At 71.8% G+C, this 23,360-nt stretch carries 24 protein-coding genes and 1 pseudogene; 20 read left to right on the plus strand and 5 right to left on the minus strand.

The genetic code is table 11. The features are described 5' to 3' along the window. Both OG738_RS25575 and OG738_RS25580 read left to right on the plus strand, forming a co-directional pair. Positions 1-1,152, plus strand: coding sequence for a cytochrome P450 family protein (locus OG738_RS25575; protein WP_329044656.1), 1,152 nt, complete (start codon positions 1-3; stop codon positions 1,150-1,152). Between the two features lie 13 nt (positions 1,153-1,165). Next, positions 1,166-2,485: an MATE family efflux transporter gene (locus tag OG738_RS25580; protein WP_329056835.1), complete on the plus strand. Its 1,320-nt coding sequence runs from the start codon at positions 1,166-1,168 to the stop codon at positions 2,483-2,485. A gap of 142 nt (positions 2,486-2,627) precedes the next feature. Here OG738_RS25580 and OG738_RS25585 read toward each other — a convergent pair whose 3' ends face one another. Further along, complete coding sequence (locus OG738_RS25585) at positions 2,628-3,440, minus strand: SDR family oxidoreductase (RefSeq protein ID WP_329044658.1); 813 nt, start codon at positions 3,438-3,440, stop codon at positions 2,628-2,630. A 157-nt stretch (positions 3,441-3,597) separates the two neighbouring features. Between OG738_RS25585 and OG738_RS25590 the strand changes: the two genes are divergently transcribed. The 11 genes from OG738_RS25590 (at position 3,598) to OG738_RS25640 (ending at position 14,131) form a co-directional block, all read left to right on the plus strand. Beyond that, a complete protein-coding gene (locus tag OG738_RS25590) occupies positions 3,598-4,923 on the plus strand; it encodes an MFS transporter (protein WP_329044659.1) in 1,326 nt (441 codons plus the stop codon). A gap of 227 nt (positions 4,924-5,150) precedes the next feature. Further along, the gene (gene truB, locus OG738_RS25595; RefSeq protein ID WP_329044661.1) at positions 5,151-6,056 is read left to right on the plus strand and encodes a tRNA pseudouridine(55) synthase TruB; all 906 of its coding nucleotides are present in this window, start codon (positions 5,151-5,153) and stop codon (positions 6,054-6,056) included. Positions 6,057-6,084: 28 nt separating this feature from the next. Further along, a complete protein-coding gene (locus OG738_RS25600; protein WP_329044663.1) occupies positions 6,085-7,068 on the plus strand; it encodes a bifunctional riboflavin kinase/FAD synthetase in 984 nt (327 codons plus the stop codon). 97 nt (positions 7,069-7,165) lie between these two features. Next, positions 7,166-7,639, plus strand: coding sequence for a helix-turn-helix transcriptional regulator (locus OG738_RS25605; RefSeq protein ID WP_329044664.1), 474 nt, complete (start codon positions 7,166-7,168; stop codon positions 7,637-7,639). Beyond that, on the plus strand, positions 7,639-8,151 hold the full coding sequence (gene thpR / locus OG738_RS25610; RefSeq protein WP_329044665.1) for an RNA 2',3'-cyclic phosphodiesterase: 513 nt from the start codon (positions 7,639-7,641) through the stop codon (positions 8,149-8,151). Before OG738_RS25605 ends, thpR begins: the two co-directional genes overlap by 1 nt. A gap of 131 nt (positions 8,152-8,282) precedes the next feature. Continuing rightward, positions 8,283-8,552 (plus strand): 30S ribosomal protein S15, encoded by a 270-nt coding sequence (gene rpsO, locus OG738_RS25615; protein ID WP_003084034.1) that lies wholly within the window; start codon positions 8,283-8,285, stop codon positions 8,550-8,552. 224 nt (positions 8,553-8,776) lie between these two features. Continuing rightward, positions 8,777-11,026 carry a polyribonucleotide nucleotidyltransferase gene (locus tag OG738_RS25620; RefSeq protein ID WP_329044666.1) on the plus strand — a complete coding sequence of 750 codons (2,250 nt, stop codon included), beginning with the start codon at positions 8,777-8,779 and terminating at the stop codon, positions 11,024-11,026. Positions 11,027-11,152: 126 nt separating this feature from the next. Continuing rightward, on the plus strand, positions 11,153-12,517 hold the full coding sequence (locus tag OG738_RS25625) for a M16 family metallopeptidase (RefSeq protein WP_329044667.1): 1,365 nt from the start codon (positions 11,153-11,155) through the stop codon (positions 12,515-12,517). Continuing rightward, entirely contained in the window at positions 12,514-13,254 is a 741-nt protein-coding gene (dapB, locus tag OG738_RS25630) for a 4-hydroxy-tetrahydrodipicolinate reductase (protein WP_329044668.1), read from the plus strand. The genes OG738_RS25625 and dapB overlap by 4 nt, the downstream gene beginning before the upstream one ends. Positions 13,255-13,264: 10 nt before the next feature. Beyond that, complete coding sequence (locus OG738_RS25635; protein WP_329044669.1) at positions 13,265-13,711, plus strand: tetratricopeptide repeat protein; 447 nt, start codon at positions 13,265-13,267, stop codon at positions 13,709-13,711. Positions 13,712-13,783: 72 nt separating this feature from the next. Continuing rightward, positions 13,784-14,131: a DUF397 domain-containing protein gene (locus tag OG738_RS25640; RefSeq protein ID WP_329044671.1), complete on the plus strand. Its 348-nt coding sequence runs from the start codon at positions 13,784-13,786 to the stop codon at positions 14,129-14,131. Here OG738_RS25640 and OG738_RS25645 read toward each other — a convergent pair. Further along, entirely contained in the window at positions 14,096-14,614 is a 519-nt protein-coding gene (locus OG738_RS25645) for a hypothetical protein (RefSeq protein ID WP_329044673.1), read from the minus strand. The genes OG738_RS25640 and OG738_RS25645 overlap by 36 nt on opposite strands. Positions 14,615-14,787: 173 nt before the next feature. Between OG738_RS25645 and OG738_RS25650 the strand changes: the two are divergent. Next, positions 14,788-15,162, plus strand: a pseudogene (locus OG738_RS25650) (GtrA family protein); the annotation flags it as partial. 72 nt (positions 15,163-15,234) lie between these two features. Here OG738_RS25650 and OG738_RS25655 read toward each other — a convergent pair. Beyond that, the gene (locus OG738_RS25655) at positions 15,235-15,792 is read right to left on the minus strand and encodes a GNAT family N-acetyltransferase (RefSeq protein WP_329044675.1); all 558 of its coding nucleotides are present in this window, start codon (positions 15,790-15,792) and stop codon (positions 15,235-15,237) included. 59 nt (positions 15,793-15,851) lie between these two features. On the opposite strand from OG738_RS25655, the gene OG738_RS25660 reads away from it, so the two are divergent. Next, positions 15,852-17,066 carry a winged helix-turn-helix domain-containing protein gene (locus OG738_RS25660; protein WP_329044677.1) on the plus strand — a complete coding sequence of 405 codons (1,215 nt, stop codon included), beginning with the start codon at positions 15,852-15,854 and terminating at the stop codon, positions 17,064-17,066. Between the two features lie 80 nt (positions 17,067-17,146). On the opposite strand, the gene OG738_RS25665 is transcribed toward OG738_RS25660, so the two are convergent. Both OG738_RS25665 and OG738_RS25670 read right to left on the minus strand, forming a co-directional pair. Continuing rightward, on the minus strand, positions 17,147-18,100 hold the full coding sequence (locus OG738_RS25665; RefSeq protein ID WP_329044678.1) for a DUF4097 family beta strand repeat-containing protein: 954 nt from the start codon (positions 18,098-18,100) through the stop codon (positions 17,147-17,149). An 11-nt stretch (positions 18,101-18,111) separates the two neighbouring features. Then, positions 18,112-18,624: a toxin-antitoxin system HicB family antitoxin gene (locus OG738_RS25670; protein WP_329044679.1), complete on the minus strand. Its 513-nt coding sequence runs from the start codon at positions 18,622-18,624 to the stop codon at positions 18,112-18,114. 120 nt (positions 18,625-18,744) lie between these two features. Between OG738_RS25670 and thyX the strand changes: the two genes are divergently transcribed. From thyX to OG738_RS25695, 5 genes are all read left to right on the plus strand, one after another. Next, entirely contained in the window at positions 18,745-19,497 is a 753-nt protein-coding gene (thyX, locus tag OG738_RS25675) for an FAD-dependent thymidylate synthase (RefSeq protein ID WP_329044681.1), read from the plus strand. Next, a complete protein-coding gene (locus OG738_RS25680; RefSeq protein ID WP_329044683.1) occupies positions 19,497-19,895 on the plus strand; it encodes an ACT domain-containing protein in 399 nt (132 codons plus the stop codon). Before thyX ends, OG738_RS25680 begins: the two co-directional genes overlap by 1 nt. 115 nt (positions 19,896-20,010) lie before the next feature. Next, on the plus strand, positions 20,011-21,252 hold the full coding sequence (locus OG738_RS25685; RefSeq protein ID WP_329044684.1) for an Nramp family divalent metal transporter: 1,242 nt from the start codon (positions 20,011-20,013) through the stop codon (positions 21,250-21,252). A gap of 25 nt (positions 21,253-21,277) precedes the next feature. After that, positions 21,278-21,718 (plus strand): hypothetical protein, encoded by a 441-nt coding sequence (locus OG738_RS25690; RefSeq protein ID WP_329044686.1) that lies wholly within the window; start codon positions 21,278-21,280, stop codon positions 21,716-21,718. Positions 21,719-21,794: 76 nt separating this feature from the next. Further along, positions 21,795-23,285 carry a serine/threonine-protein kinase gene (locus OG738_RS25695; protein ID WP_329044687.1) on the plus strand — a complete coding sequence of 497 codons (1,491 nt, stop codon included), beginning with the start codon at positions 21,795-21,797 and terminating at the stop codon, positions 23,283-23,285. Positions 23,286-23,360: the final 75 nt, after the last annotated feature.

Here is a 23,360-nt window from a genome sequence, read left to right on the forward strand (position 1 = left end):
GTGGTGGTGCGGTTCGACGAGGAGTTCCTGAAGGACCCGGTGTGCTCGTACGCGCGGCTGCGCGCGGTCGGCCCGGTGCACCGGGCCGAGGCGCCGGACGGCTCGCCGGTCTGGCTGGTCACCGGCTACGACGACGTCCGCGCGGCCCTCGCCGACCCGCGGCTGTCCCTCGACAAGGCGAACGCCACCACCGGCTACCGCGGGCTGGCGCTGCCGCCCGCGCTGGACAAGAACCTGCTCAACCTGGACGCGCCCGACCACACGCGGCTGCGGCGGATCCTGGGCCGCGCGTTCACGCCGCGCCGGGTCGAGGCGCTGCGCCCGGCCGTCGAGGAGATCGCGGGTGCGCTGGCGGACGCGGTGACCGGGGCCGACCTGCTCGCCGAGTTCTGCGTCCCGCTGCCCATCCGGGTGATCTGCACGCTGCTCGGCGTCCCGCCCGCCGACGTCACGCGGTTCCGCGAATGGACCGACGCGGTCCTGGTGCCTGCCGACGCCGGGCGGGCGCGGGCGGCGATGGGCTCGCTGTACGCGTTCCTGACGGCGCTGGTCGAGGCGAAGCGGGCGTCGCCGGGGGAGGACCTGCTGAGCGTGGTCGCGGACTCCCTGTCCGCCGACGAGATGCTGAGCGCGGCGTTCCTGCTGCTGCTCGCCGGGTACGAGAACGTGGTGCACGTGCTGGGCAACGGCCTGGCGGAGCTGCTGTCGGCCGGGCTCACCTCGTCCACTGTGGACGAACTGGTCCGGCACGCTTCGCCGCTGCAGCTGGCGATCCGCCGGTTCCCGACGGAGGACGTCGAGATCGGCGGCACGACGATCCCGGCGGGCGAGACCGTGCTGCTCGCCGTGGCCTCGGCGCACCGCGACGCGTCGGTGTTCCCCGACGCGGACGTCTTCGACCCGTCGCGGGCCGAGAACCCGCACGTCGGCTTCGGGTTCGGTCCGCACTACTGCCTCGGCGCGCCGCTGGCCCGGCTCGAACTGTCGATCGGGCTCGAGGCGTTGTTCTCGCGCTACCCGGGGATGTCGCTCGCCGTGCCGTACGCGGAGGTGGAGTGGCGCTCGGCGTTCCGGAGCCGGTCGCTGCGGGCGCTGCCGGTGCGGCTGAACGGACGCTTCCCGCACTCCGGAACTGTCGGTGGTGGCGGCTAGAGTCCGGTTCGTGGTGAATGTGGAGGAGCGGGAGCGGCTCCCGGCGAAGCGTGTGCTCGGCCTGGCCGTGCCCGCGCTGGGGGTGCTGGCGGCCGAGCCGTTGTACGTGCTGGTCGACACGGCGGTGGTCGGCCACCTGGGCGCGCTGCCGCTGGCCGGGCTCGCGCTCGGCGGCGTCGTGCTGGCCCAGGTGTCGAGCCAGCTGACGTTCCTGTCGTACGGCACGACGTCGCGCACCGCCCGGCTGCACGGCGCCGGCCGCCGGGCCGACGCGGTCCGCGAGGGCGTGCAGGCGACCTGGCTCGCGGTGTTCGTCGGGCTCTTCGTGCTGGTCGCGGGACAGCTGCTGGCCTGGCCGATCGCGCGGGCGCTGTCGGGCAGCGACGAGATCGCGGCCGCGGCGGTGTCGTGGGTGCGGATCGCGCTGTTCGGGGCGCCGCTGATCCTCGTCACGATGGCAGGCAACGGCTGGATGCGCGGGGTGCAGGACGCCGCGAAGCCGTTGCGGTACGTCCTCGCGGGCAACGGGATCTCGGCCGTGCTGTGCCCGGTGCTGGTCTACTGGGCCGGGCTCGGGCTGGAGGGCTCGGCGATCGCGAACGTCGTCGCGCAGGTGATTTCGGCGTCGCTGTTCCTCGCGGCGCTGGTGCGCGAGAAGGCTGGGCTCCGGCCGGACTTCAAGGTGATGCGCGCGCAGCTCGGCCTCGGCCGCGATCTGGTGCTGCGCAGCCTCGCGTTCCAGGCGTGCTTCATCTCGGCGGCGGCGGTCGCGGCCCGGACGTCGACCGAGGCGGTGGGCGCGCACCAGGTGGTGCTGCAGCTGTGGACGTTCCTGGCGCTGGTGCTGGACTCGGTGGCCATCGCGGCGCAGTCCCTGGTCGGGGCGGCGTTGGGGGCGAACTCGGCGCGGCAGGCGCGCGGGGTGGCGGCGCAGATCACCGGGTACGGGCTGCTGCTGGGGTGCTTCCTGTGCGTGCTGTTCGCGGCGCTGTCGTGGGTGCTGCCGCACGCGTTCACGTCCGACCCGGGGGTGCTGGCGGAGATCCCGCACGCGTGGTGGTTCTTCGTGGCGCTGCAGCCGATCGCGGGGGTGGTCTTCGCACTGGACGGCGTCCTGCTGGGCGCGGGTGACGCGGCGTTCCTCCGCAACGCGACCCTCGGCAGCGCGGCACTCGGTTTCCTGCCGCTGATCTGGGCGTCGCTGGGCTTCGGCTGGGGCCTGACGGGCATCTGGACCGGCCTCTCGCTGTTCATGGTCCTCCGCCTGGCGTTCGTCCTGTACCGCTGGCGCTCCGGAACCTGGGCGGTAACGGGCGCGATCCGCCCGGCGTAACCCGCGTGATCAGAGCCGGAACTCGCGTGATTCGGGCCGCAACTCGCGTGATCGAAGCCGTAACTCGCGAGTTCCGGCTTCAATCACACGACTTCCGTGCTCAATCACGCGAGTTCCGGCTTCCGTCACGCGAATGACGGGTTCAGGCTCGGGCTCGGCGGGCGTGGCGGACCCGGCGGTCCACCATCCGCCGCAGGAACGGGGCCGCCAGCGGGCCGAGCGCCGCGAGCAGGGCCACTGATCGGTCCGGGTAGACCGCGTACCGCTCGCGTTCCACCGCCCGCACGATCGCCGACGCGACGGCCTCGGCCGCCATCGGGCGGATCGTCCCGCTGATCGCCGCCGTCTCCGCGGGCTTCCAGCGGTTCTCCTCGGCCAGCTGCGGCGTGTCGACGTCCGGCGGGTACACGCACGCGACGTGCACCCCGGCCGGGTTCAGCTCGTCGCGCAACGCCTCCATCAGCCCGCGCACCGCGAACTTCGCCGGCGCGTACGCCGTGTACCCGTAGATCCCCAGCACCGCGGCCGCCGACGAGATCGCCACGATCGACCCGGACCGTCGCCGGACCATCGACGGCGCCACCGCGCGGACCGCGTGCAGCGTCCCGAAGTAGTCGACCTCCACCATCCGCCGGAAGACCTCGTCGTCCAGCTCCAGGAACTCGCCCGGACGCGCCTGGCCGGCCGACGTCACCAGGACGTCGCACGGCCCGGCGGCCGCCTCCAACGACGAGAACGCCTCCGCCACCTCCGCCTGCGAAGAGACGTCGGCGACGGCCGTCCGGACCGAGAAGCCGCGTGACTTCAGCGACACCGAAGCCTTCCGGAGCCGCGATTCGTCCCGGGCCACCAGCGACACCGACGCGCCGCGCGCGGCCAGCGCGGCCGCCGTCGCCAGGCCGATCCCGCTGGACCCGCCTGTGATCACCGCGTGCGCCCCGCGTAGTCCGGTCACGACACCACCCCCGAACGCGAATGAGATTCACATACAACCATGTGGTGAACGCCACCGGGATCACAGCTATGTTTCGCCGTTGCTTAGGCGCTACAAGTAATAGGGACGGCAGCGCAGGCGTCCGCACCACTCGTACGCCGAATCCCTGGAGGAACTTGTGCCGCCCGCCACCGGCCGCGCCACCGCCCGGTCCTGGCTCATCTGGCTCGCCGCCGTCACCGTCTACCTCCTCGCGGTCTTCCACCGCACCTCCTTCGGCGTCGCCGGGCTGCAGGCGGCCGAGCGCTTCGGCGTCGGCGCGGCCGCGCTCGGGACGTTCACCGTCCTCCAGGTCGGCGTCTACGCCGCCATGCAGATCCCGACCGGCGTCCTGGTCGACCGCTACGGTCCCCGCCGCGTCCTCACCGTCGCGGTGCTGGTGCTCGGCGCCGGCCAGCTCCTCCTCGGCGTCGCGCACTCCTACGGCCTCGGCCTACTCGCCCGCGGCGTGCTCGGCCTCGGCGACGCGCTCACCTTCGTCAGCGTGCTGCGCCTGGTCGCGGCCCACTTCCCGGGCCGCCAGTACGCGCTGTTGACGTCGTTCACCGCGGCCGTCGGCTACATCGGCAACCTCGCCGCCACCGTCCCGCTCTCGCTGGTGCTCGACAGCGCCGGCTGGACCCCGACCTTCCTCGCCGTCGGCGCCGTCACCGTCCTCTACACCGTGGTCGTGACGCTCCGGGTCCGCGACGTCCCGGCCGGCGTCACGCAGCCGGAACGCGAAGCCGTCCGCCCGCGCGAGCTCGCCCACCAGGTCGCCGAGGCGTGGCGGACGCCCGGGACGCGGCTGGGCTTCTGGGTCCACTTCAGCACCATGTTCGCCCCCAACGCCCTGACGCTGCTGTGGGGCGTGCCCTGGCTGGTGCAGGGCCAGGGGCAGTCGAAGGCCACCGCGAGCGCGTTGCTGACCGTGTTCGTCTTCGGCTCGATGGCCGGCGGTCCGCTGCTCGGCGGCGTGATCGGCAGGCGCCCGTCGCTGCGGATGCCGCTGGTCGGCGGCTACATCGGCGGGGCCGCGCTGATCTGGGCGGTGCTGCTGAGCTGGCCGGGCCAGGTGCCGGTGGCGCTGCTGGTGCCGGCGTTCGCGTTCCTCGCACTCGGCGGCCCGGCGTCGATGATCGGCTTCGCGCTCGCCCGCGACTACAACCCGCTGTCCCGCGTCGGCACGGCGACGGGCGTGGTCAACGTCGGCGGCTTCGTGGCGACGACCATCGCCGCCCTGCTCGTCGGCGTGCTGCTGCAGTGGACGGGCGGGAACTTCCGGATCTCGCTGCTGGCGATCGTGGCGATCCTGGCGCTGGGCACGTCCCGGATGCTGGTGTGGTGGCGCCGCACACGCGCCCACCTGTTCCTCGCCGAGGCCCGCGGCGAGGAGCTGCCGGTGCGCATCACCCGCCGCCGCTGGGACGCGGCGCTGCCGGAGACGCCGATCGTGGCCGCTTGACCGAAGCCGGCAGGAGCCGCGGGCACGGCCTGCCCCGAGGGATGCACGCGGGCGGCGTCGATCAGCAGCGCCGCCGGTGTCGGCGCGCGCGGCAGGACCGCCGAGAACGCCGTCCCGTCGCGCACCACGACGAGGCACTGGTGGGTTCCCGCCCACGCGGCGAACTCTCGGCAGCGAACGCCGAGCGGCCTGATCGAACCACGATCAGCGGCCGCTAGGGTTGCCGCGTGTCGAGCCCCAAGCCGCCCCGCCGTCCTGCCCCGCCGCCCGGTCTCGTGATCGTCGACAAGCCCGCCGGGATGACGTCGCACGACGTCGTCGCCCGGGCCCGCCGCATCATGGGGACCCGCAAGGTCGGGCACGCCGGCACGCTCGACCCGATGGCGACCGGCGTGCTGGTGCTCGGCATCGAGCGCGCCACCAAGCTGCTCGGCCACCTCGCGCTGGACCGCAAGACCTACCTGGCCACCCTCAGCCTCGGCAGCAGCACCACGACCGACGACGCCGAGGGCGAGGTCCTCACGCAAGCCGAGACCACGCACGTGGAGGACGACGACATCGCGCGGGGCGTGGCCAAGCTGACCGGCGCCATCCAGCAGGTGCCCAGCGCGGTGAGCGCCGTCAAGATCGACGGCAAGCGCGCCTACGCCCGGGTCCGCGCGGGCGAGGACGTCGTCCTCCCGCCGCGCCCGGTCACCGTCTACCGGTTCGACGTCCTCGCGATCCGCCACGAGGAGGACCACGTCGAGGTGGACGCCGTCGTCGAGTGCTCCTCCGGCACCTACGTCCGCGCGCTGGCCCGCGACCTGGGGACCGACCTCGGCGTCGGCGGCCACCTCCAGGCCCTCCGCCGCACCACGGTCGGCCCGTTCACGCTGGCCAAGGCGCGGACCCTCGACCAGCTCGAGGAGACCCCCGAGCTGAGCCTGGACCTCGACGCCGCCGTCGCGGCGGCCTTCCCGCGCCGCGACCTCGACGCGGCGACGGCGAAAGCGGTCCGGCACGGCCAGCGCATCCCCGCCGCGGGCGTCGAAGGCACCTACGGGCTCTTCGGGCCCGACGGCCGGGCGCTCGCCCTGGCCGCCGACGAAGAAGGTGTGTCCCGAGCAGTGGTCGTGCTGCTGCCCGCCTAGGGTGGCCCTGGAGAGACGGGAGTCTGACGTGCTGCGGTGGCGTGGGCTGGGGGACCTCCCCGGCGGCTGGGGCCGGTGCGTGGTCACCATCGGCGTGTTCGACGGGGTGCACCGCGGGCACCAGGAGCTGGTCAGCCGGACCGTGGCCGCGGCGGCCGAACGCGGGCTGCCGAGCGTCATGCTGACGTTCGACCCGCACCCGTCGGAGGTGCTGCGTCCCGGCAGCCACCCGGCGCAGCTGACCACGTTGCGGCGCAAGGCGGAAATCGTCGAGAGCCTCGGCGTCGACGTCTTCTGCGTGCTGCCCTTCACCCTGGAGCTCTCGCGGCTGCAGCCGGAGGAGTTCGTGCACGAGGTGCTCGTCGACCGGCTGCACGCGGCCGCGGTGGTCGTCGGCGACAACTTCACCTTCGGCGCCAAGGCCGCCGGCGACGTCGCGCTGCTGCGCACCCTCGGCCGCCGCTTCGGCTTCGCCGCCTACGGCGCCGAGCTGCAGGGCAAGGAACTGTCCGAAGAGGACCAGTCGGCGATCACGTTCTCGAGCACGTACGTCCGGTCGTGCATCGACGCGGGTGACGTCGTCGCCGCGGCCGAGGCGCTCGGCCGCCCGCACCGCCTGGAGGGCATCGTCGTCCGCGGCGACGGCCGGGGCCACGAGCTCGGCTACCCGACGGCGAACCTGTCGACGCCGCGGTTCGCCGCCGTCCCGGCCGACGGCGTCTACAGCGCCTGGTTCACCCGCTCGGCGGACCCGAAGCGCCGGCTGCGCGCGGCGGTCTCGGTGGGCACGAACCCGACGTTCTCCGGGCGCGAGCGGACCGTCGAGGCGTTCGTCCTCGACGTCGACGAGGACTTCTACGGCCAGCACGTGGCGATCGACTTCGTGACGCGGCTGCGCGACCAGGTGCGGTTCGCCGACTCGGCCGGGCTGGTCGCGCAGATCGACGACGACGTCGTCGCGACGAGAAAGGCACTGGAGGTGCCCCCGGACGCCCCGACCGGGGACGAATAGGGGGATTTCGCGGTCACGCACCCGGCAGCGATGGCAAGATGCTCACGGACGGTGTGCGCGCCGATGGGAAGCGAAGCGGTTTAGGGGAGCGGAACTGGTGGAGGACCACAAGATCGTCCAGCGCAACATCGCGTTGCAGCGCGAGTGGTACGGGGAGCCGCTCGGCGACCGGGTGCGCCGCCTCGTCGTCGCGTTCGACGTTTCGCAGGCGTTCCTGGCCGAGGTTCTCGGGATCAGTGCCCCCATGCTCAGCCAGGTGATGAGCGGGCGGCGGGCGAAGATCGGCAACCCGGTCGTGCTGGCCAGGATGATCATGCTCGAGCGCAAGATCCTGGTGCCCGAGGTCGCCGCGGGCAACCGCGACGCGATGCTGGCCGCGATGGAGGACGTCCGCGACGCCCGGCCCACCGTCGGCCGCGACAACATCCCGGTGGTGAACGACGACCAGAAGGTCCTCGCCTACCTGCGCGACCTGGCCGAGGACGAGGACCTGAGCGAGGCCGCCAAGCGGCTCGACGACGAGTTCCCGGCCATCGCCGACCTGCTGCGCCGGGCGGGCCACGGCGCCTGATGCCGGTCCTGTTCAGCGCGCTGCTCCCGCCGGACGACGTCGTCGAAGCGGTCGCCGAAGCACTGGGAGCTCTCGGCGAACCCGGGGACGGCCTGCGCTGGGAGCCGCCGGAGCGCTGGCACGTCACCCTCGCCTACTACGGCCAGGACGACGTCGAAGCCCGCGCCGCCTGGCTGGCGGACCGGCTGGCCGGCCGGGGCGCCGTCGACGTCCGGCTGGAAAAGGCCGCGACGTTCCCCGGGGTGCTGTGGTTGACTGTCGCCGGATCGGAGCTGACGCCGCTCGCGCACGCCGCGGGCGCCGACGCCGAGCCGAGGCCTTACCGGGCCCACCTGACGCTCGCGCGGTTCCCCCGGGAAGAACCCGGGCTCACCAGGCGTTGGACAGAGAGGCTCTCGGGCTTCAGCAGCCGCCGCTGGTCAGCCGGCGAGGTGGCGCTGATGGCCAGCGAGCGCGAAGAGGGCGGCCCCCGCTACCGGGTGGCCCGTACCTTCGAGCTGGACGGCGCCTGAAGCCCCTGTTCAGCGGGCTGGTAACCTCACGGGCGGGTCCGGCTGCAGTCCGTGGCGGCCGTGACCGTCTTCCCGGCGTTCATTCCGCGTCCGGGGCCGCACGGCACTGATTATTTCGAGGAGCAACACAAGTGGCGCTGTCCACCGAAGAGAAGAAGTCGATCCTGGCCGAGTACGGCGTGCACGACTCGGACACGGGATCCCCCGAGGCCCAGGTCGCGCTGCTGACCAAGCGGATCGTCGGCCTCACCGAGCACCTCAAGGCTCACAAGCACGACCACCACTCGCGTCGCGGGCTCCTGCTGCTGGTCGGCCGTCGCCGCCGGCTGCTGAACTACGTGATGAAGGTGGACATCGAGCGTTACCGTGCGCTGATCCAGCGCCTCGGCCTGCGCCGATAGCTTGAACCGAAGGGGAGTGACCACCGGTCGCTCCCCTTCGGACTAAAGAACAACGGCGCGAGCGCGCACGAGGGACCGTCCGCCGGTCCTCGGTAGTGGCTCCCGGGAAGAGTCCCGTGGGCTTCGATCGAAGACCGGCATCACTCCTCGAGCGTCCTCAGCGAGACGGGTCCCAGGGTGGGAGACTCGCGCCGGCTAGAAGGAACCAAAGAGGAGAAGCATCTATGACCGACTCCACCGGAGTCACCGTGCACGAGACCGAAGCCGTGATCGACAACGGCAAGTTCGGCACTCGCACCGTTCGTTTCGAGACGGGCCGCCTGGCCAAGCAGGCCGCCGGCGCCGTCGTCGCGTACCTCGACGAAGAGACCATGCTGCTCTCGGCGACGACCGCGTCGAAGCACCCGAAGGACCACTTCGACTTCTTCCCGCTGACGGTCGACGTCGAGGAGCGCATGTACGCCGCCGGGCGCATCCCGGGCGCGTTCTTCCGCCGCGAGGGCCGTCCCTCGACCGACGCGATCCTGACCTGCCGCCTGATCGACCGGCCGCTGCGCCCGTCGTTCACCGACGGTCTCCGCAACGAGATCCAGGTCGTCATCACCGTCCAGAGCCTCAACCCGGACGACCCGTACGACGTGCTGGCCATCAACGCCGCGTCGGCGTCGACCCAGATCGCCGGCCTGCCGTTCTCCGGCCCGGTCGGCGGCGTGCGCGTCGCGCTGATCGAGGGCCAGTGGGTCGCGTTCCCGACCTGGTCGCAGCTGGAGAAGGCGACCTTCAACATGGTCGTCGCGGGCCGCATCGTCGGTGATGACGTCGCGATCATGATGGTCGAGGCCGAAGGCACCGAGAACACGCTCGACCTGATCGCCGACGGCGGCCAGGCGCCGGACGAGGCCGCGGTCGCCGCGGGCCTCGAGGCCGCGAAGCCGTTCATCAAGGTGCTGTGCGAGGCCCAGCAGAAGCTGGCCGACGTCGCCGCCAAGCCGACCGGTGAGTTCCCGGTCTTCCTGGCCTACGAGCAGGACGTCTACGAGGCCGTCGCGGCGATCGCCACCGACGACCTGGCCCGCGCGCTGCAGATCCCGGGCAAGCAGGACCGCGACGCCGCGACCGACGAGGTCAAGGCCGCCGTCCTGGAGAAGGTCGGGCTGGGCGAGGGCGAAGCCTTCGAAGGCCGCGACAAGGAGATCGGCGGGGCGTTCAAGGCCCTGACGAAGAAGATCATGCGCCAGCGGGTCCTCACCGAGAAGATCCGCATGGACGGCCGTGGCCTCACCGACATCCGGTCGCTCTCGGCCGAGGTCGCCGTGATCCCGCGGGCGCACGGCTCGGCGCTGTTCGAGCGCGGCGAGACCCAGATCCTGGGTGTCACCACGCTGAACATGCTTCGCCTGGAGCAGCAGATCGACTCGCTGTCCCCGGAGACGCACAAGCGCTACATGCACCACTACAACTTCCCGCCCTTCTCCACCGGTGAGACCGGCCGCGTCGGTTCGCCGAAGCGCCGCGAGATCGGCCACGGCATGCTCGCCGAGCGCGCCCTGGTGCCGGTGCTGCCGAAGCGTGACGAGTTCCCGTACGCGATCCGCCAGGTCTCCGAGGCGCTGGGCTCCAACGGCTCGACGTCGATGGGCTCGGTCTGCGCGTCCACCATGGCGCTGTACAACGCCGGCGTGCCGCTGAAGGCGCCGGTCGCGGGCATCGCGATGGGCCTGGTGTCCGACGAGGTCGACGGCGAGACGCGCTACGTCGCGCTGACCGACATCCTCGGTGCCGAGGACGCCCTCGGCGACATGGACTTCAAGGTCGCCGGCACCAAGGACATCATCACCGCGCTGCAGCTGGACACGAAGCTCGACGGCATCCCTTCCGAGGTGCTCGCCGCCGCGCTGAAGCAGGCGAAGGACGCTCGCCTCACCATCCTGGAGGTCATCGCCGAGGCGATCGACGGCCCGGACGAGATGAGCCCGTACGCCCCGCGCGTCACCAGCGTGAAGATCCCGGTGGACAAGATCGGCGAGGTCATCGGCCCGAAGGGCAAGATGATCAACTCGATCACCGAGCAGACCGGTGCCGACATCTCCATCGAGGACGACGGCACGATCTACGTGGGCGCGGCCGACGGCCCGTCGGCGGAGTCGGCGATCGACCTGATCAACGCCATCGCCAACCCGCAGCTGCCCAAGGTCGGCGAGCGCTTCCTCGGCACCGTGGTGAAGACGGCCGCGTTCGGCGCGTTCGTCTCGCTGCTGCCGGGCAAGGACGGCCTGGTGCACATCTCCAAGCTGGGCAACGGCAAGCGGATCGCCAAGGTCGAGGACGTGGTCAACGTGGGCGACAAGCTCCGCGTCGAGATCGCCGACATCGACAACCGCGGCAAGATCAGCCTGATCGTGGTCAAGGAGGACGACGCGAAGCCCGAGGGCGACGCTGCCCCCGCCGACGCCGAGAAGGCCGACGCCAAGTAGCACCAGTTCCGCCGAAGGCCTCCTGACCGCGGTGGCGGTCGTGAGTGGGAAACAGCGTTAGAACACTGTTTCTCACTCACGACCCCGGCGGCAGGGGGCCTTCGCGGCATCGTGAGTAAGGAACCCATGGCACGGCAGGTTTCCGGGCACGAGCAGCCCGTCGGCACCACCCGCACGCTCGAGTCCACTCCGGACGGTGCGGTCGTCAAGCGCAGCGTCCTGCCCGGCGGCCTGCGCGTGATCACCGAGCACGTCCCGGCGTCCCGCTCGGCCACGGTCGGGCTGTGGGTGGGCATCGGCTCCCGCGACGAGCCGGCCGCCGTCGCCGGCGCCGCCCACTACCTCGAGCACCTGCTGTTCAAGGGCACCAAGCACCGCGACGCCACGCAGATCGCCGAGGAGATCGACGCCGTCGGCGGCGAGTTCAACGCCTTCACGGCGAAGGAGCACACCTGCTACTACGCGCAGGTGCTCGACGCCGACCTGCCGCTTGCCGTGGACCTGGTCACCGACGTCGTGTTCGAGGCGCTGTGCACCGACCGCGACATGGACATGGAACGCAGCGTCGTCCTCGAAGAGATCTCGATGCGCGACGACGACCCCGAGGACCTGCTGCACGAGACGTTCGTGACCGCCGTCCTCGGCGACCACGCGCTGGGCCGCCCGGTGCTGGGCACCGAGAAGTCGATCATCGGCATGTCCCCGCCGGCCCTGCGGAACTTCTACAAGCGCCGCTACACGCTGCCGCGGATGGTCCTGTCCGTGGCCGGGAACATCGACCACGGCCAGGTGCTCCGCCTGGTGCGCAAGGCGTTGCGAGGCAAGCTGACGGGCGCGGCGACGCCGATCGCCCCGCGCGAGGGCCGCGCCCGGATCAAGACCCTCCCGAAGCTGGCCCTGCACACCGACGACACCGAGCAGGCGCACGTCATGCTCGGCCTGCGCTCGCTGTCGCGCCACGACGACCGCCGCTTCGCGCTGTCGGTGCTCAACGCGGCGCTCGGCGGCGGCATGTCGTCCCGGCTGTTCCAGGAGATCCGCGAGCAGCGCGGGCTGGCGTACCAGGTCTATTCGTCGGTCGCGAGCTACGCCGACACCGGCCACCTGGCCGTGTACGCGGGCTGCCAGCCGGAGAAGCTCGGCGACGTCGCCGGCGTCATCCGCGAGGTGCTCGACAAGGTCGGCGTCGACGGCCTGACCGACGCCGAGGTGGCCCGCGCCAAGGGCCAGCTGCGCGGCGGCATCGTGCTGGGCCTGGAGGACACGTCCTCGCGGATGTCGCGGATCGGCAAGAACGAGCTCAACTACGGCCGCTACCTGGGCGTCGACGACACGATCGCCCGCATCGACGCCGTCACCACCGACGAGGTGTGTGCGCTCGCTCGCAGTTTGTTCGCGCGGCCGGGCGGGGTCTCGGCGGCGGCGGTCGTGGGGCCGTACGCTCACGCCGACGACCTTCCGGACGACTTGCACGAGGTGATCGCTTCATGACCATCAACGTCGGTGTGCTCGGCGCGCGCGGCCGGATGGGGGCGACGGTGGTGAACGCCGTCGAAGGCGCTTCGGACCTGAAGGTGGTCGCGGCGCTCGACGCGGGCGACGACTTCGCGGCGCTGGCCGAAGCGGAGGTCGTCGTCGACTTCACCCACCCCGACGCCGTCATGGACAACCTGAAGTACCTGGTGGAGCACGACATCCACGCGGTCGTCGGCACCACCGGCTTCAGCGATTCTCGATTGGCCGAGCTGCGCGGGTTGCTGGAGCCGAAGCCGTCGCTGGGGGTGCTGATCGCGCCGAACTTCGCGCTCGGCGCGGTTCTGGCGATGCGGTTCGCGGCCCAGGCGGCCAAGTTCTACGCGTCGGCCGAGATCATCGAGCTGCACCACAACCGCAAGGCGGACGCCCCGTCCGGCACCGCCGCGCACACCGCCCGGATGATCGCCGCGGCGCGCGCGGAAGCCGGTGTGGCGCCGGGGCCGGACGCGACGACGTCCGAGCTGGCCGGCGCCCGCGGCGCCACGGTCGAGGACGTCCGCGTCCATTCGGTCCGGCTGCCCGGTCTCGTGGCGCACGAGGAGATCCTGTTCGGCGGCGAGGGGGAGACCCTGACCATCCGCCACGACTCGCTCGACCGGACGTCGTTCATGCCGGGCGTGCTGCTCGGCGTGCGCACGGTGGTCGCGCGGCCCGGCCTGACGGTCGGCCTGGAGAACGTGCTCGACCTGTGACGGTGTTCGAATGAAAGCGCGCAATGTCGCGCTGCTGATGACGGCGGCGCTGCTCGTCTACCTGGTCCTGCTCGCCGACCGGGCGTTCGCGCTCTTCGCGTCCGGCTCGGGGGCGGGTATCGCGCTGGGCGTCGGCGTGCTGCTGCTGCCGCTGCTGGGCCTGTGGATCGTGGTCGTGACCTGGCGCAACGGCCTGCAGATCCAGCGGCTGTCCCGCCGGCTCGACGCCGAGGGCCAGCTGCCGGACGTCTCCGGCCTGCCGCGCCGTCCTTCGGGACGTGTGGATCGCGACGCGGCCGACGCGTGGTTCCAGGACCGCCGCGCCGAGGTCGAGGCGGACCAGGAGAACTGGCGCGCCTGGTACAAGCTGGCGTACGCGTACGACATCGCGGGCGACCGCCGCCGCGCTCGGGAGACGATGAAGAAGGCCGTCGAGCTGGAGGCCGCCGACCGCTGAACCGGCGGTGTGGCAGTTCGCTGACAGTTGTCGTTCGTTCGGGAAACGCGCGGTGTTCGTACCATCGCTCGCATGACACCGACTTGGTCTGCTTCCCCGGGTTTGCGGGCGCTGTCCGCGTCGCTGCGTGAAGTGCGCGGGGCACGGAAATTCGGCTTGCGTGAGCTGGCGCGGGCGCTGGGCATTCACCGAAGAAGCCTCGCAAGCTCTGCTTCGAGAGGCAGCGCGAGAGGGGGCAACTTGAACACGTGGCGCAAGTCGAGCTATACCGGCAAAGAAGAGTGCGTCGAGGTTCTGCTCGCCGAAACCGTCGGCGTGCGGGACACGAAAGCCCGTCACCTGGGACGGCTCACCGTCTCTCGCGCCGCTTGGACCGCGCTCGTCTCAGTGGTGGAGCCAGCCCGCGAACACCGCGGGTGAAGCGGCGATCAGGCTGAAGCGGATCCACCTTCCGGCCAGGCCCGCGGTCAGGAACGTCGCGAGCCGCATCCGGACCACGCCGGCCAGCACGCTCGTTGCCATGAACGGCGGCAGGCCCACCAGGGAGCTGATCCCGTACGTGCCCGCCATCCAGTGCGGGTGCCGGTGGCAGCGCTCGCGCAGCCGGTCGATCCAGCCGCGGAGCCGCTTGGTCCGCAGTTCCCAGCGCACGCGCCGGGCCGTCATCGGGCGCTCGCGGTGGAGGCGGTCGTGCAGTGCCTTCGGCAGCTTGATCGTGCCGCGCGCGGCCAAGAAATAGAGCGACTTCCCGGCGATCTGCCCGACGGCGACCGCCGCGCCGAGCCACAGCCAGTGCAGCCCGGGCTGGCTCGCGCACAGCCCGATCAGAAAGATTTCGGCGTTGATCAGCGGCACGATGGCCGAACCGAACGCGACCCCCAGCGTCAGCAGGATCCAGCTCATCGTGTCACCTCCTCAAGTGGGTTCGTGTACTCCAAGTTATCAGTTCGAAATTCGGATGCACTGGGGTTAACCCCCCTCTTCGGCCGGTGGTCCGCACCAGAAGATCACCTGCCGGACCGCTTCCGGTCACCTCCCGCTGCCACGCTGGCGGGGTGGCCGCCGAGCGATCCCGTATGCCCGCTGACCGATTCGGCGCCCTGTGCCGGGCGATCGTGCGCGTCCTGCCCCTGGGTCTGTCGCGGATCGTCGCGCCGACGTTTCTGGGGTTCTGCCTGATCAACGGCTGCACGTTCGGCATCGATCTGGGGCTGTTGACCGTTTTCCACGGTTTGGCCGGCTGGCCCGTGTGGCTCTCGATCACGCTTTCGTACGGGTGCGCGTTCGGGTTGAGCTTCGTGTTGAACCGGACGTTCAACTTCCATTCCCACGCCGCCGTCGGATTTCAGCTGGTGCTTTACATCGGCGCTATTGCTGTCAATTACGCGGCGTTTTTGCTGGGTGTGGGCGCGGGCCTGACGGCGCTGGGCGTCGAATACCACCTGTCACGGGTGCTCGCGGGCGCCTGCGAGGGCGTGTTCATGTACGCCGTGCTGCGGTGGGTGGTCTTCCGCGACGCCGGCTCAGGCGAGCGCGAGGTCGAGGCCGCCGGTGAGGCGGACCTCGCGGACCATGCGGTCGCCGGTGTCGAGGGTGCGGACCGTGCCGTCGGGGTGCCAGCCGGCCCGGCGGTAGAAGCCGAGGGAGGCGTGGTCGCCCTGGGCGACCCAGGTGATGCCGCGGCCGGCGCCGTCGGCCCGGAGGCCCGCGGCGGCCGTCGCGAGTAGCCGGCCGGCGTGCCCGCGGCGGCCCCACCGCGGCTCGACCAGCAGGGTGGCGATCAACCCGGTCGTGTCCGCGTCCTCGGGCAGGCTGCCGTCGGCGGCGGCGACCTCGCCTTCGGGTGCCCGGCCCACCACGCAGAATCCGACGGTGAACTCGCCTTCGGTGGCGACGTAGACCTGGCTCGCGGGGTGCTCGATGGTCTCGGCCCAGGTGCCGACGAGGTCGGCGGCGTCCAGCTCGGCCAGGGCGTTCTTGCCCAGCAGGTCCTCGTAGGCGGCGTGCCAGGTGTCGCGCTGGATCCGGGCGATCTCCGCGGCGTCGGACAGGTCGGCGGGACGGACGGCGGCGTCGCTCATGGGTCCTGAAGATAGCGGTGCGCGTTTTTGTCGGTGGTGGGTGGCACCATGACGGCACCATGCAAACGATCAGCGTCACGACGGCCCGGAAGACCTTCCTGGCCGCACAGGGCTTCGCCGACCCGCGTCCGTCCGGTCCCGTTTCCCGGCGGCACCTCAAACGGGTGCTGTCCCGCGTCCAGCTGCTGCAGCTGGACTCGGTGAACGTCGCGGTCCGGGCGCACTACATGCCGGTGTTCTCGCGGCTGGGCGCGTACGAGCCCGCGCTGCTGGACGCGGCGGCGTGGGCGCACTCGGCGCGTCAGCCGCGGCTGCTGGTGGAGACGTGGGCGCACGAGGCGAGCCTCCTGCCGGTCGAGGACTGGCCGCTGATCCGCTCGGGCGCGAAGCGCGACGGCTGGTGGAAGCACTACGGGCCGCTGATCGAGAAGTCACCGGGGCTGGTCGAGGAGATCCTGTCGGTGGTGAAGGAGCTGGGCCCGATCGGCGCGGGCGGCATCGAGCGCGAGGTGGAGGCGGACGCGCAGCGCCGCGGCCCGGGCTCGTGGTGGGAGCGCTCGGAGGTCAAGCGCGTCTGCGAGTACCTGTTCGGCGTCGGCCAGCTGACCACGGGCACGCGCCGCTCGTTCGAACGGCTCTACGACCTCACCGAGCGGGTGGTCCCGGCCGAGATCCTGTCTCGCACGGTCTCCGCGGAGGAGGGCGCGCGGGGCCTGATCGAGCGGTCGGCGCGCGCGCTCGGCGTGGCGAAGGAGACGGACCTGCGCGACTACTACCGCCTCGGCCCGGCCCCGGCGCGCCAAGCGGTGTCGGAGCTGGTGGAGTCGGGAGTCCTGGAGCCGCTGACGGTCCACGGCTGGAAGGCGACGGCGTACCGCCACGTCGAGGCACGTACCCCTCGCGCGGTGCCCGGACGCGCGCTGCTGTGCCCGTTCGACCCGCTGATCTGGGAGCGAGCCCGCACGGAGCGGCTGTTCGGGTTCCGCTACCGCATCGAGATCTACGTCCCGGAGCCGAAGCGGGTGTACGGGTACTACGTGTTCCCGTTCCTCCTGGACGGCGCACTGGTGGCGAGGGTGGACCTGAAGTCCGACCGCGCGGCGGGAGTCCTGCGCGTCCAGGGCGCGTTCGCCGAGGAGGGCGTGGACGTGGCCCGGGTCCTGCCGGAGCTGGCGGCGGAGCTGCGGCACATGGCGGAGTGGCTGGGCCTGTCCGGCGTGGTGGTGGGCGCCCGCGGCGACCTGGCCCGGCCCTTGGCGAAACTGGTGCGCTGAAGCCCGGACCGCACGAACGCACAAGAAACGGGCCGTTCCCGGAAACCCCCGCCGGGAACGGCCCGTCACCCCCTTTTCCCTCAGCCGGCCGCGCGCGTCACCACGGCGTTGCCGGAGCCGGTGCGGGCGCGCACCTTCAGCTTCACGCCGCCCTCGGGAGCGTTTTCCGCGACGTCCAGCTCGCTGGACACCTTGCCGCCGCTCGAGGTCAGGTCGACCTCCGCCGCCGTGCCGCCGCGGATGCCGATGCGGACCTCGCCCGATCCCGTGATCAGGTCGAGCGTGCCGGACGCCGCGTCGGCCACCGAGAGGTCGCCGCTGCCCGTGCGGGCCATCACCTCGCCCGAGACCGCGCCCAGCCAGACGTCGCCGGTGCCCGTCGCCAGGGTCGCGGAGCCCGCGATCGACAACGCCTCGACGTGGCCGCTGCCGCTGCGCAGCTGCAGGCCGCCGAGCGTCGGGCCGAGCTTGATGCCGCCGCTGCCGGTGCGGATCGTCGCCGAGCCGTCGGCGCGGTCGAGCTTGACCTCGCCCGAGCCGGTCAGCAGGTCGACGCGCCCGGCCGAGCCGCTCACCGTGACGTCCGCCGCACCGGCCCGCACCTCGACGTGCGAACCCGCCGGGGCGCGCACCTGCACCGACAGCGCGACGTTGCGCAGCTGCCACGCCTTCGGTGCCTGGACGACCAGGCGGTTGCCCAGCTTCTCGATCCGGCTCTGCCGCACCGCTTCGGCGGGGTTGGCGCCCGACGGGTCGACGCCCAGCTGGTCGCCGAAACGCTCGCCGACCCAGGACAGCAGGCTGTTGACCCCCGCGACCCACGGCTGCTGCTCGCCCTGGTCGTGCCGCAGCTCGACGCGGGCGCCGGAGTCGCCTTCGAGGACGACCTCGACGCGGCCGATCGTCACGCCGATGTCCAGCTCCAGCGGGACTTCGGTGTCGAACTCGTCGATCCGCACCAGCTCGTCGTTCGGCGCCGCGCGCTCGGAAGCTTCCGAAGCCTCTTCGTTCGGTGTGCTCTGCTCGTCGGTCATCGTCTATCCCCTCAGCCTTCGACCCAGCCGTGCAGGTGCGACCCGGGCCGTTCGCCCTTGCCGTGGTGCTTGGAGCCCCCGCCGAGGGCGCCGTGCCCCAGCGCTCCCTGCACCGCCTGGGAGACGAACGTGTTCAGCGAGACGCCCTGGGCCTGCGCCGCGCGCTCGGCCTGTCCCTTGATCTGCTCGACCAGGCGCAGCGTGATGCGCGAGATGTCACCGCCGTCGATCGGTGGTGGCGGCGTGGTGTCACGTGGTGTCTCGCGTGGGGGCGCCTCTTCGGCGGCCCCGGTGACGACCACGCGGACGTCCCGGCCGTCCAGCCGCACGTCGACCACCTGGCCGGGCAAGGCGGCGGTGACCTCGGCGGCGAGGTCGGCGAGGGCGTTCATCAGCGTCAGGCGGACGGCGGGTTCGAGCGCGGAGGACAGCAGCGCGGCCGCCCGCCGGGTCTGCTCGTCCCCGGCGGCAGCCGTGTTCGCGAGGTCCTCGCGAAGGTTGGCGATGTACGGCGTCAGGTCCATGACATCAATATGACGTCATCAGTGGTGTCAGTCAAGGAGCCGGTGATGTCACGTGTCGCCCGGGAGTGGGCGCCCGCACGCGGTTAGGCTGCCGGGGGAGCCTGCGGAAGGAGTGCGGACGTGGCCGAAACCGTGTCACCGAGGGTGCAGCTGATCGCGAAGACGGAGTTCTTCCCGCCCGCCGACGTCCCGTGGACCACCGACGCGGAGGGCGGCGAGGCGCTCGCGGAGTTCGCCGGCCGCGCCTGCTACCAGTCCTGGAAGAAGCCGAACCCCGCCACCGCGACCAACGCCGGCTACCTCGAGCACATCATCGACGTCGGCCACCTTTCGGTGCTGGAGCACGGCTCGGTGACCTTCTACATCACCGGAATCTCGCGCTCCCTGACCCACGAGCTGATCCGGCACCGGCACTTCTCGTACTCGCAGCTCTCGCAGCGGTACGTGCCCGAGCGCGACGCCGAGATCGTCGAGCCGGCGGTCATCGCGAACGACCCGGTGCTGCACGAGAAGTTCCTCGCCGCGGCGCAGGCGAGCGTCGACGCCTACACCGAGCTCCTGGCCGGTCTTGAGGAGAAGTTCGCCGACGTCCCGAGCGCGACCCTGCGCCGGAAGCAGGCCCGCCAGGCCGCGCGCGCCGTGCTGCCGAACGCGACCGAGACCCGCATCGTCGTCACCGGGAACTACCGGGCCTGGCGCCACTTCGTCGCCATGCGCGCCACCGAGCACGCCGACGTCGAGATCCGCGAGCTGGCCGTGGAATGCCTGCGGCAGCTGCAGAAAGCCGCGGCGAACGTGTTCGCCGACTTCACCATCTCGACGCTGCCGGACGGCACCGAGATCGCTACGAGCCCGAAGGTGTTCGAAGGCTGATGAAGCGTCTCGCGATCGATGTCCGCCCCGGCGAGTACGCCGTGGTCCGCCTGCCCGCGGACGCCCCGGTGCCCGCCGAGCTCCTCGCCCCCGGCGAACCCGCGTTCGTCTCGGTGACCCGGACGCCCGAAGAGCTGTCCGTGATCTGCCCCGCCGGGCGCGAACCCGACGGCGGCACGGCGTCCGAGGGCGGCTGGCGGCTGCTGTCCGTGCGCGGCCCGCTGGAGTTCACGCTCACCGGCATCATCGCCGCGCTGGCCTCGGAGCTGGCCGCGGCCGGGGTCGCGCTGTTCTCGATGTCCACCTTCGACACCGACCACATCCTGGTCCGGGGCTCCGACCTCGGTCACGCTGTGAAGGCGCTGCGCGAGTCCGGCCACGAAGTCGCGCATCCCTGAGCCGGTTGCGGGTACCCGCGGCGCGAGGGTGGGACCCGGCACCCTTGAAATTGAAAGTTCGGCACGCCTAAACTTCGATTTGGGATCCCCGACACCCGGTTGAGAGGCAGGCGCCATGGCGGTCACGGAGGCGGTCCGGCCGAGACTCGCGTCGCGGCTGCGCACCGGGTCGGCCCTGCTCGGCCCGGCGTTCGTCGCCGCGATCGCCTACGTCGACCCGGGGAACGTCGCCGCCAACATCAGCGCCGGCGCCCGCTACGGCTACCTGCTGGTCTGGGTGATCGTCGCGGCGAACCTGATGGCCGCGCTCGTGCAGAACCTCTCGGCGAAGCTGGGCCTGGTCAGCGGGATGTCGCTGCCGGAGGCCCTGCGCGCCCGGCTGTCACGGCCCGCGCGGCTGGCCTACTGGCTGCAGGCCGAGGTCGTCGCCGTCGCCACCGACCTGGCCGAGGTCGTCGGCGGCGCGATCGCGCTCTACCTGCTCTTCGACCTGCCGCTCGTCGCCGGCGGGCTGGTCACCGGCGCGGTCTCGCTGACGCTGCTGGCGGTCCAGGACCGCGGCGGCCAGCGGACGTTCGAGCGCGTCGTCACCGGCCTGCTGCTGGTCATCGCCGTCGGCTTCCTGGCCAGCCTGTTCGTCGAGCCGCCGTCGGCGGCGGGCACGCTCGGCGGCCTGGTGCCGAAGTTCGAGGGATCGGGCAGCATCCTCATCGCCGCTGCGATGCTGGGCGCGACGGTCATGCCGCACGCCGTCTACCTGCACTCCGGCCTGGTCCGCGACCGGCACGGCGCCCCGGACGTCACCACCCGCCGCCGCCTGCTGCGCGCCACCCGCGCCGACGTCGGACTGGCGATGCTGCTGGCCGGCGTGGTGAACCTCGGCATGCTGCTGCTCGCCGCGACGAACCTGCAGGGCCAGGCGGGCGTCGGCAGCATCGAGGGCGCGCACCACGCGGTCGCGGCGGCGCTCGGCCCGGGCATCGCGCTGATGTTCGCGATCGGCCTGCTGGCCTCGGGCCTGGCGTCGACGTCGGTCGGCGCGTACGCGGGCGCGATGATCATGCAAGGGCTGCTGCACAAGCGGATTCCGCTGGTCCTGCGCCGGCTGGTGACGCTCACCCCGGCGATCGTGGTGCTCGCCCTCGGCGCGGATCCGAGTGCCGCGCTGATCGTTTCGCAGGTGGTCCTGTCGTTCGGGATCCCGTTCGCGCTGGTGCCCCTGATCCGGCTGACCGCGGACCGTGATCTGATGGGGGCGGACGCCAATCGCCGGCTGACGACCATCGCGGCCTCGCTGATCGCGGTGGTGATCATCGCGCTCAACCTGGTGCTGATCTACCTCACCTGCACCGGTTGAGCCCACGAGCAGGGAGGCCTCGGCCATGGCCTGGATCTTCGCCCTCAACGCCGAATGCGGTGGGCGGGAGACCCACGCCCGGGACCTCGCGCGCCACTTCGACGGCTGGCGGTCCCGCATCTTCTCCGACGGCGGCGGCTGGTGGTGCGGAGTCGTGCCCGAAGACCTCGGCGAGCAGGGGATCCGGTCCGCCGACGACGCGACGGCGACGACCGCGGCCGGACGGCGCCTGTACTGGCTGCTGCGCACCGCGCCGCCGGTCTACCGCTACGCACTCGCCGGGGTCGAGATCGGCGCGTTCCGCACGTACGACCAGCTGATGGCGGAGAAGGACCTGACGGTCTTCCCCGGCCTGGTGGTCAGCGAGGACATCTGGGCCGCGACCGGGAAGCGCGCCGCGTTCAGCGACTTCGCCCCGGGCTACCGCTGGATCCCGTACCGCGGCGAGACCCACACCCGCGGCTGACAACAATTCCGCGGAACCCCCGGCGGTTCCCGGCGGTCCGACTAGCATCTGCGCGACCGCCGCCCGAAGGAGCACCGTGACCGACGAACAGACCCGGCCGTATCCACCCCAGGCGCCCACCACGCCTGGTCAGCGGGTGGTCGCGGGCCGTTACGCGCTGCTCGGTGAGCTCGGCCGGGGCGGCATGGGCGTCGTGTGGCGGGCGCAGGACCAGGTCATCGGCAGGCAGGTCGCCGTCAAGGAGCTGCGGCTGCCCGACGCCGAGTCCGCCGCCGTCTTCTCCGAACGCGCGCTGCGCGAGGTGCGCACCGGCGGCCGGCTCAACGACCCCGCCGTCGTCACCGTCTACGACGTCGTCACCGACGGCGGGACGACCTTCATCGTCATGGAGCTCGTCGAAGCGCCGTCGCTGGCCGACCTCGTCCGGCAGCGCGGCCCGCTGCCCTCGGCGCAGGCCGCCCTGATGGGGGAGCGGGTGCTCGCCGCGCTGCAGGCCGCGCACGCCGCCGGGATCGTGCACCGCGACGTCAAGCCGGCCAACATCCTCGTCGCGCCGGACGGCCGCGTGAAGCTCACCGACTTCGGCATCGCCCACGCCGTCGACGACCCGCGCCTGACCACCAGCGGCATGATCGTCGGCTCACCCGCGTTCATGGCGCCCGAGCGCGTCGAGGGCCGCGAAGCGCTGCCCGCGTCCGACCTGTGGTCGCTCGGCGCGACGCTGTTCTTCGCCGTCGAAGGCACGATCCCGTTCGAGCGCGCGACGACCGCGGCGACGCTGCACGCGATCATGACCGAGATCCCGTACCTGACCCGCGGCCAGGGCCCGCTCGCCGCAGCCGTCCTCGGCCTGCTCGTCGCCAACCCCGACGCGCGCCTCACCGCCGCCCAGGCGCAGAACCTGCTGACCACGGCGCAGGGCATGCGGCCCACCCCGCCGGGCGGCACCGCGATGCCGGCCCACCCCCCGACGCACGTCGCGCCCCAGCCGCCGAAGAAGCACCTTCGCGCGCTGTGGCTCTCCCTGGCCGCGGTGGCGGTGATCGGCGCCCTGGTCGGCGGCTTCTTCGCGGGCAAGGCGTTCGAGACGCCCGCGGTGGACGCCCAGAAACGCGACACGGTCACCTACGGCGTCGACGGCTACCTCAAGATCGAGGACGGCTCGAGCTACAACCGCTGCTACAACACCGCCGTCCAGCAGAACGTGGTGATCGGCAACGACAACCAGGCCAGCACCTGCGAAAAGACCCACACGCTGGAGATCTACGACATCGAACGGGTGCTGCCGACCGGGAGCTACAGCGACTCCGACGCGACCGTCGCGCAGTACCCCGACTTCGCGGCGGTCACCGCCTTCGCCGAGGCCCGCTGTGCCGAGTCGTTCCGATCCTCGGTGGTCCCGGCGGACAAGCGAGCCGACCTCGTCTACCGGGCGATCGTGCCGACCGCGGCCGAGTGGAACCTCCGGCCCGGGGAAGGTCATGAGCCCAGCCGCGAGTTCTACTGCGTGCTGGCCAAGGCCGACGGCGGCCCGATCTCCGCGCCGATCGTGACCAAGGTCAAGTAGAAGTTCCGCGACGAGCGGCCGCCGCACGGAAATCCTCCGCACTTCGCCGCGCGTGACCAGGTCGGCGCGGTTTTG

The sequence above is a fragment of the Amycolatopsis sp. NBC_01488 genome, assembly GCF_036227105.1.
In the GTDB taxonomy this organism is placed as follows: Bacteria; Actinomycetota; Actinomycetes; order Mycobacteriales; family Pseudonocardiaceae; genus Amycolatopsis.

Excerpts from the sequence above, each read along its gene's own strand:
- thpR (WP_329044665.1), top strand. The coding sequence starts at position 7,639 with ATGCCGGTCCTGTTCAGCGCGCTGCTCCCGCCGGACGACGTCGTCGAA.
- OG738_RS25620 (WP_329044666.1), top strand. The coding sequence starts at position 8,777 with ATGACCGACTCCACCGGAGTCACCGTGCACGAGACCGAAGCCGTGATC.
- OG738_RS25625 (WP_329044667.1), top strand. The coding sequence starts at position 11,153 with ATGGCACGGCAGGTTTCCGGGCACGAGCAGCCCGTCGGCACCACCCGC.
- dapB (WP_329044668.1), top strand. The coding sequence starts at position 12,514 with ATGACCATCAACGTCGGTGTGCTCGGCGCGCGCGGCCGGATGGGGGCG.
- OG738_RS25635 (WP_329044669.1), top strand. The coding sequence starts at position 13,265 with ATGAAAGCGCGCAATGTCGCGCTGCTGATGACGGCGGCGCTGCTCGTC.
- OG738_RS25640 (WP_329044671.1), top strand. The coding sequence starts at position 13,784 with ATGACACCGACTTGGTCTGCTTCCCCGGGTTTGCGGGCGCTGTCCGCG.
- OG738_RS25645 (WP_329044673.1), bottom strand. The coding sequence starts at position 14,614 with ATGAGCTGGATCCTGCTGACGCTGGGGGTCGCGTTCGGTTCGGCCATC.
- OG738_RS25655 (WP_329044675.1), bottom strand. The coding sequence starts at position 15,792 with ATGAGCGACGCCGCCGTCCGTCCCGCCGACCTGTCCGACGCCGCGGAG.
- OG738_RS25660 (WP_329044677.1), top strand. The coding sequence starts at position 15,852 with ATGCAAACGATCAGCGTCACGACGGCCCGGAAGACCTTCCTGGCCGCA.
- OG738_RS25665 (WP_329044678.1), bottom strand. The coding sequence starts at position 18,100 with ATGACCGACGAGCAGAGCACACCGAACGAAGAGGCTTCGGAAGCTTCC.
- OG738_RS25670 (WP_329044679.1), bottom strand. The coding sequence starts at position 18,624 with ATGGACCTGACGCCGTACATCGCCAACCTTCGCGAGGACCTCGCGAAC.
- OG738_RS25680 (WP_329044683.1), top strand. The coding sequence starts at position 19,497 with ATGAAGCGTCTCGCGATCGATGTCCGCCCCGGCGAGTACGCCGTGGTC.
- OG738_RS25685 (WP_329044684.1), top strand. The coding sequence starts at position 20,011 with ATGGCGGTCACGGAGGCGGTCCGGCCGAGACTCGCGTCGCGGCTGCGC.
- OG738_RS25690 (WP_329044686.1), top strand. The coding sequence starts at position 21,278 with ATGGCCTGGATCTTCGCCCTCAACGCCGAATGCGGTGGGCGGGAGACC.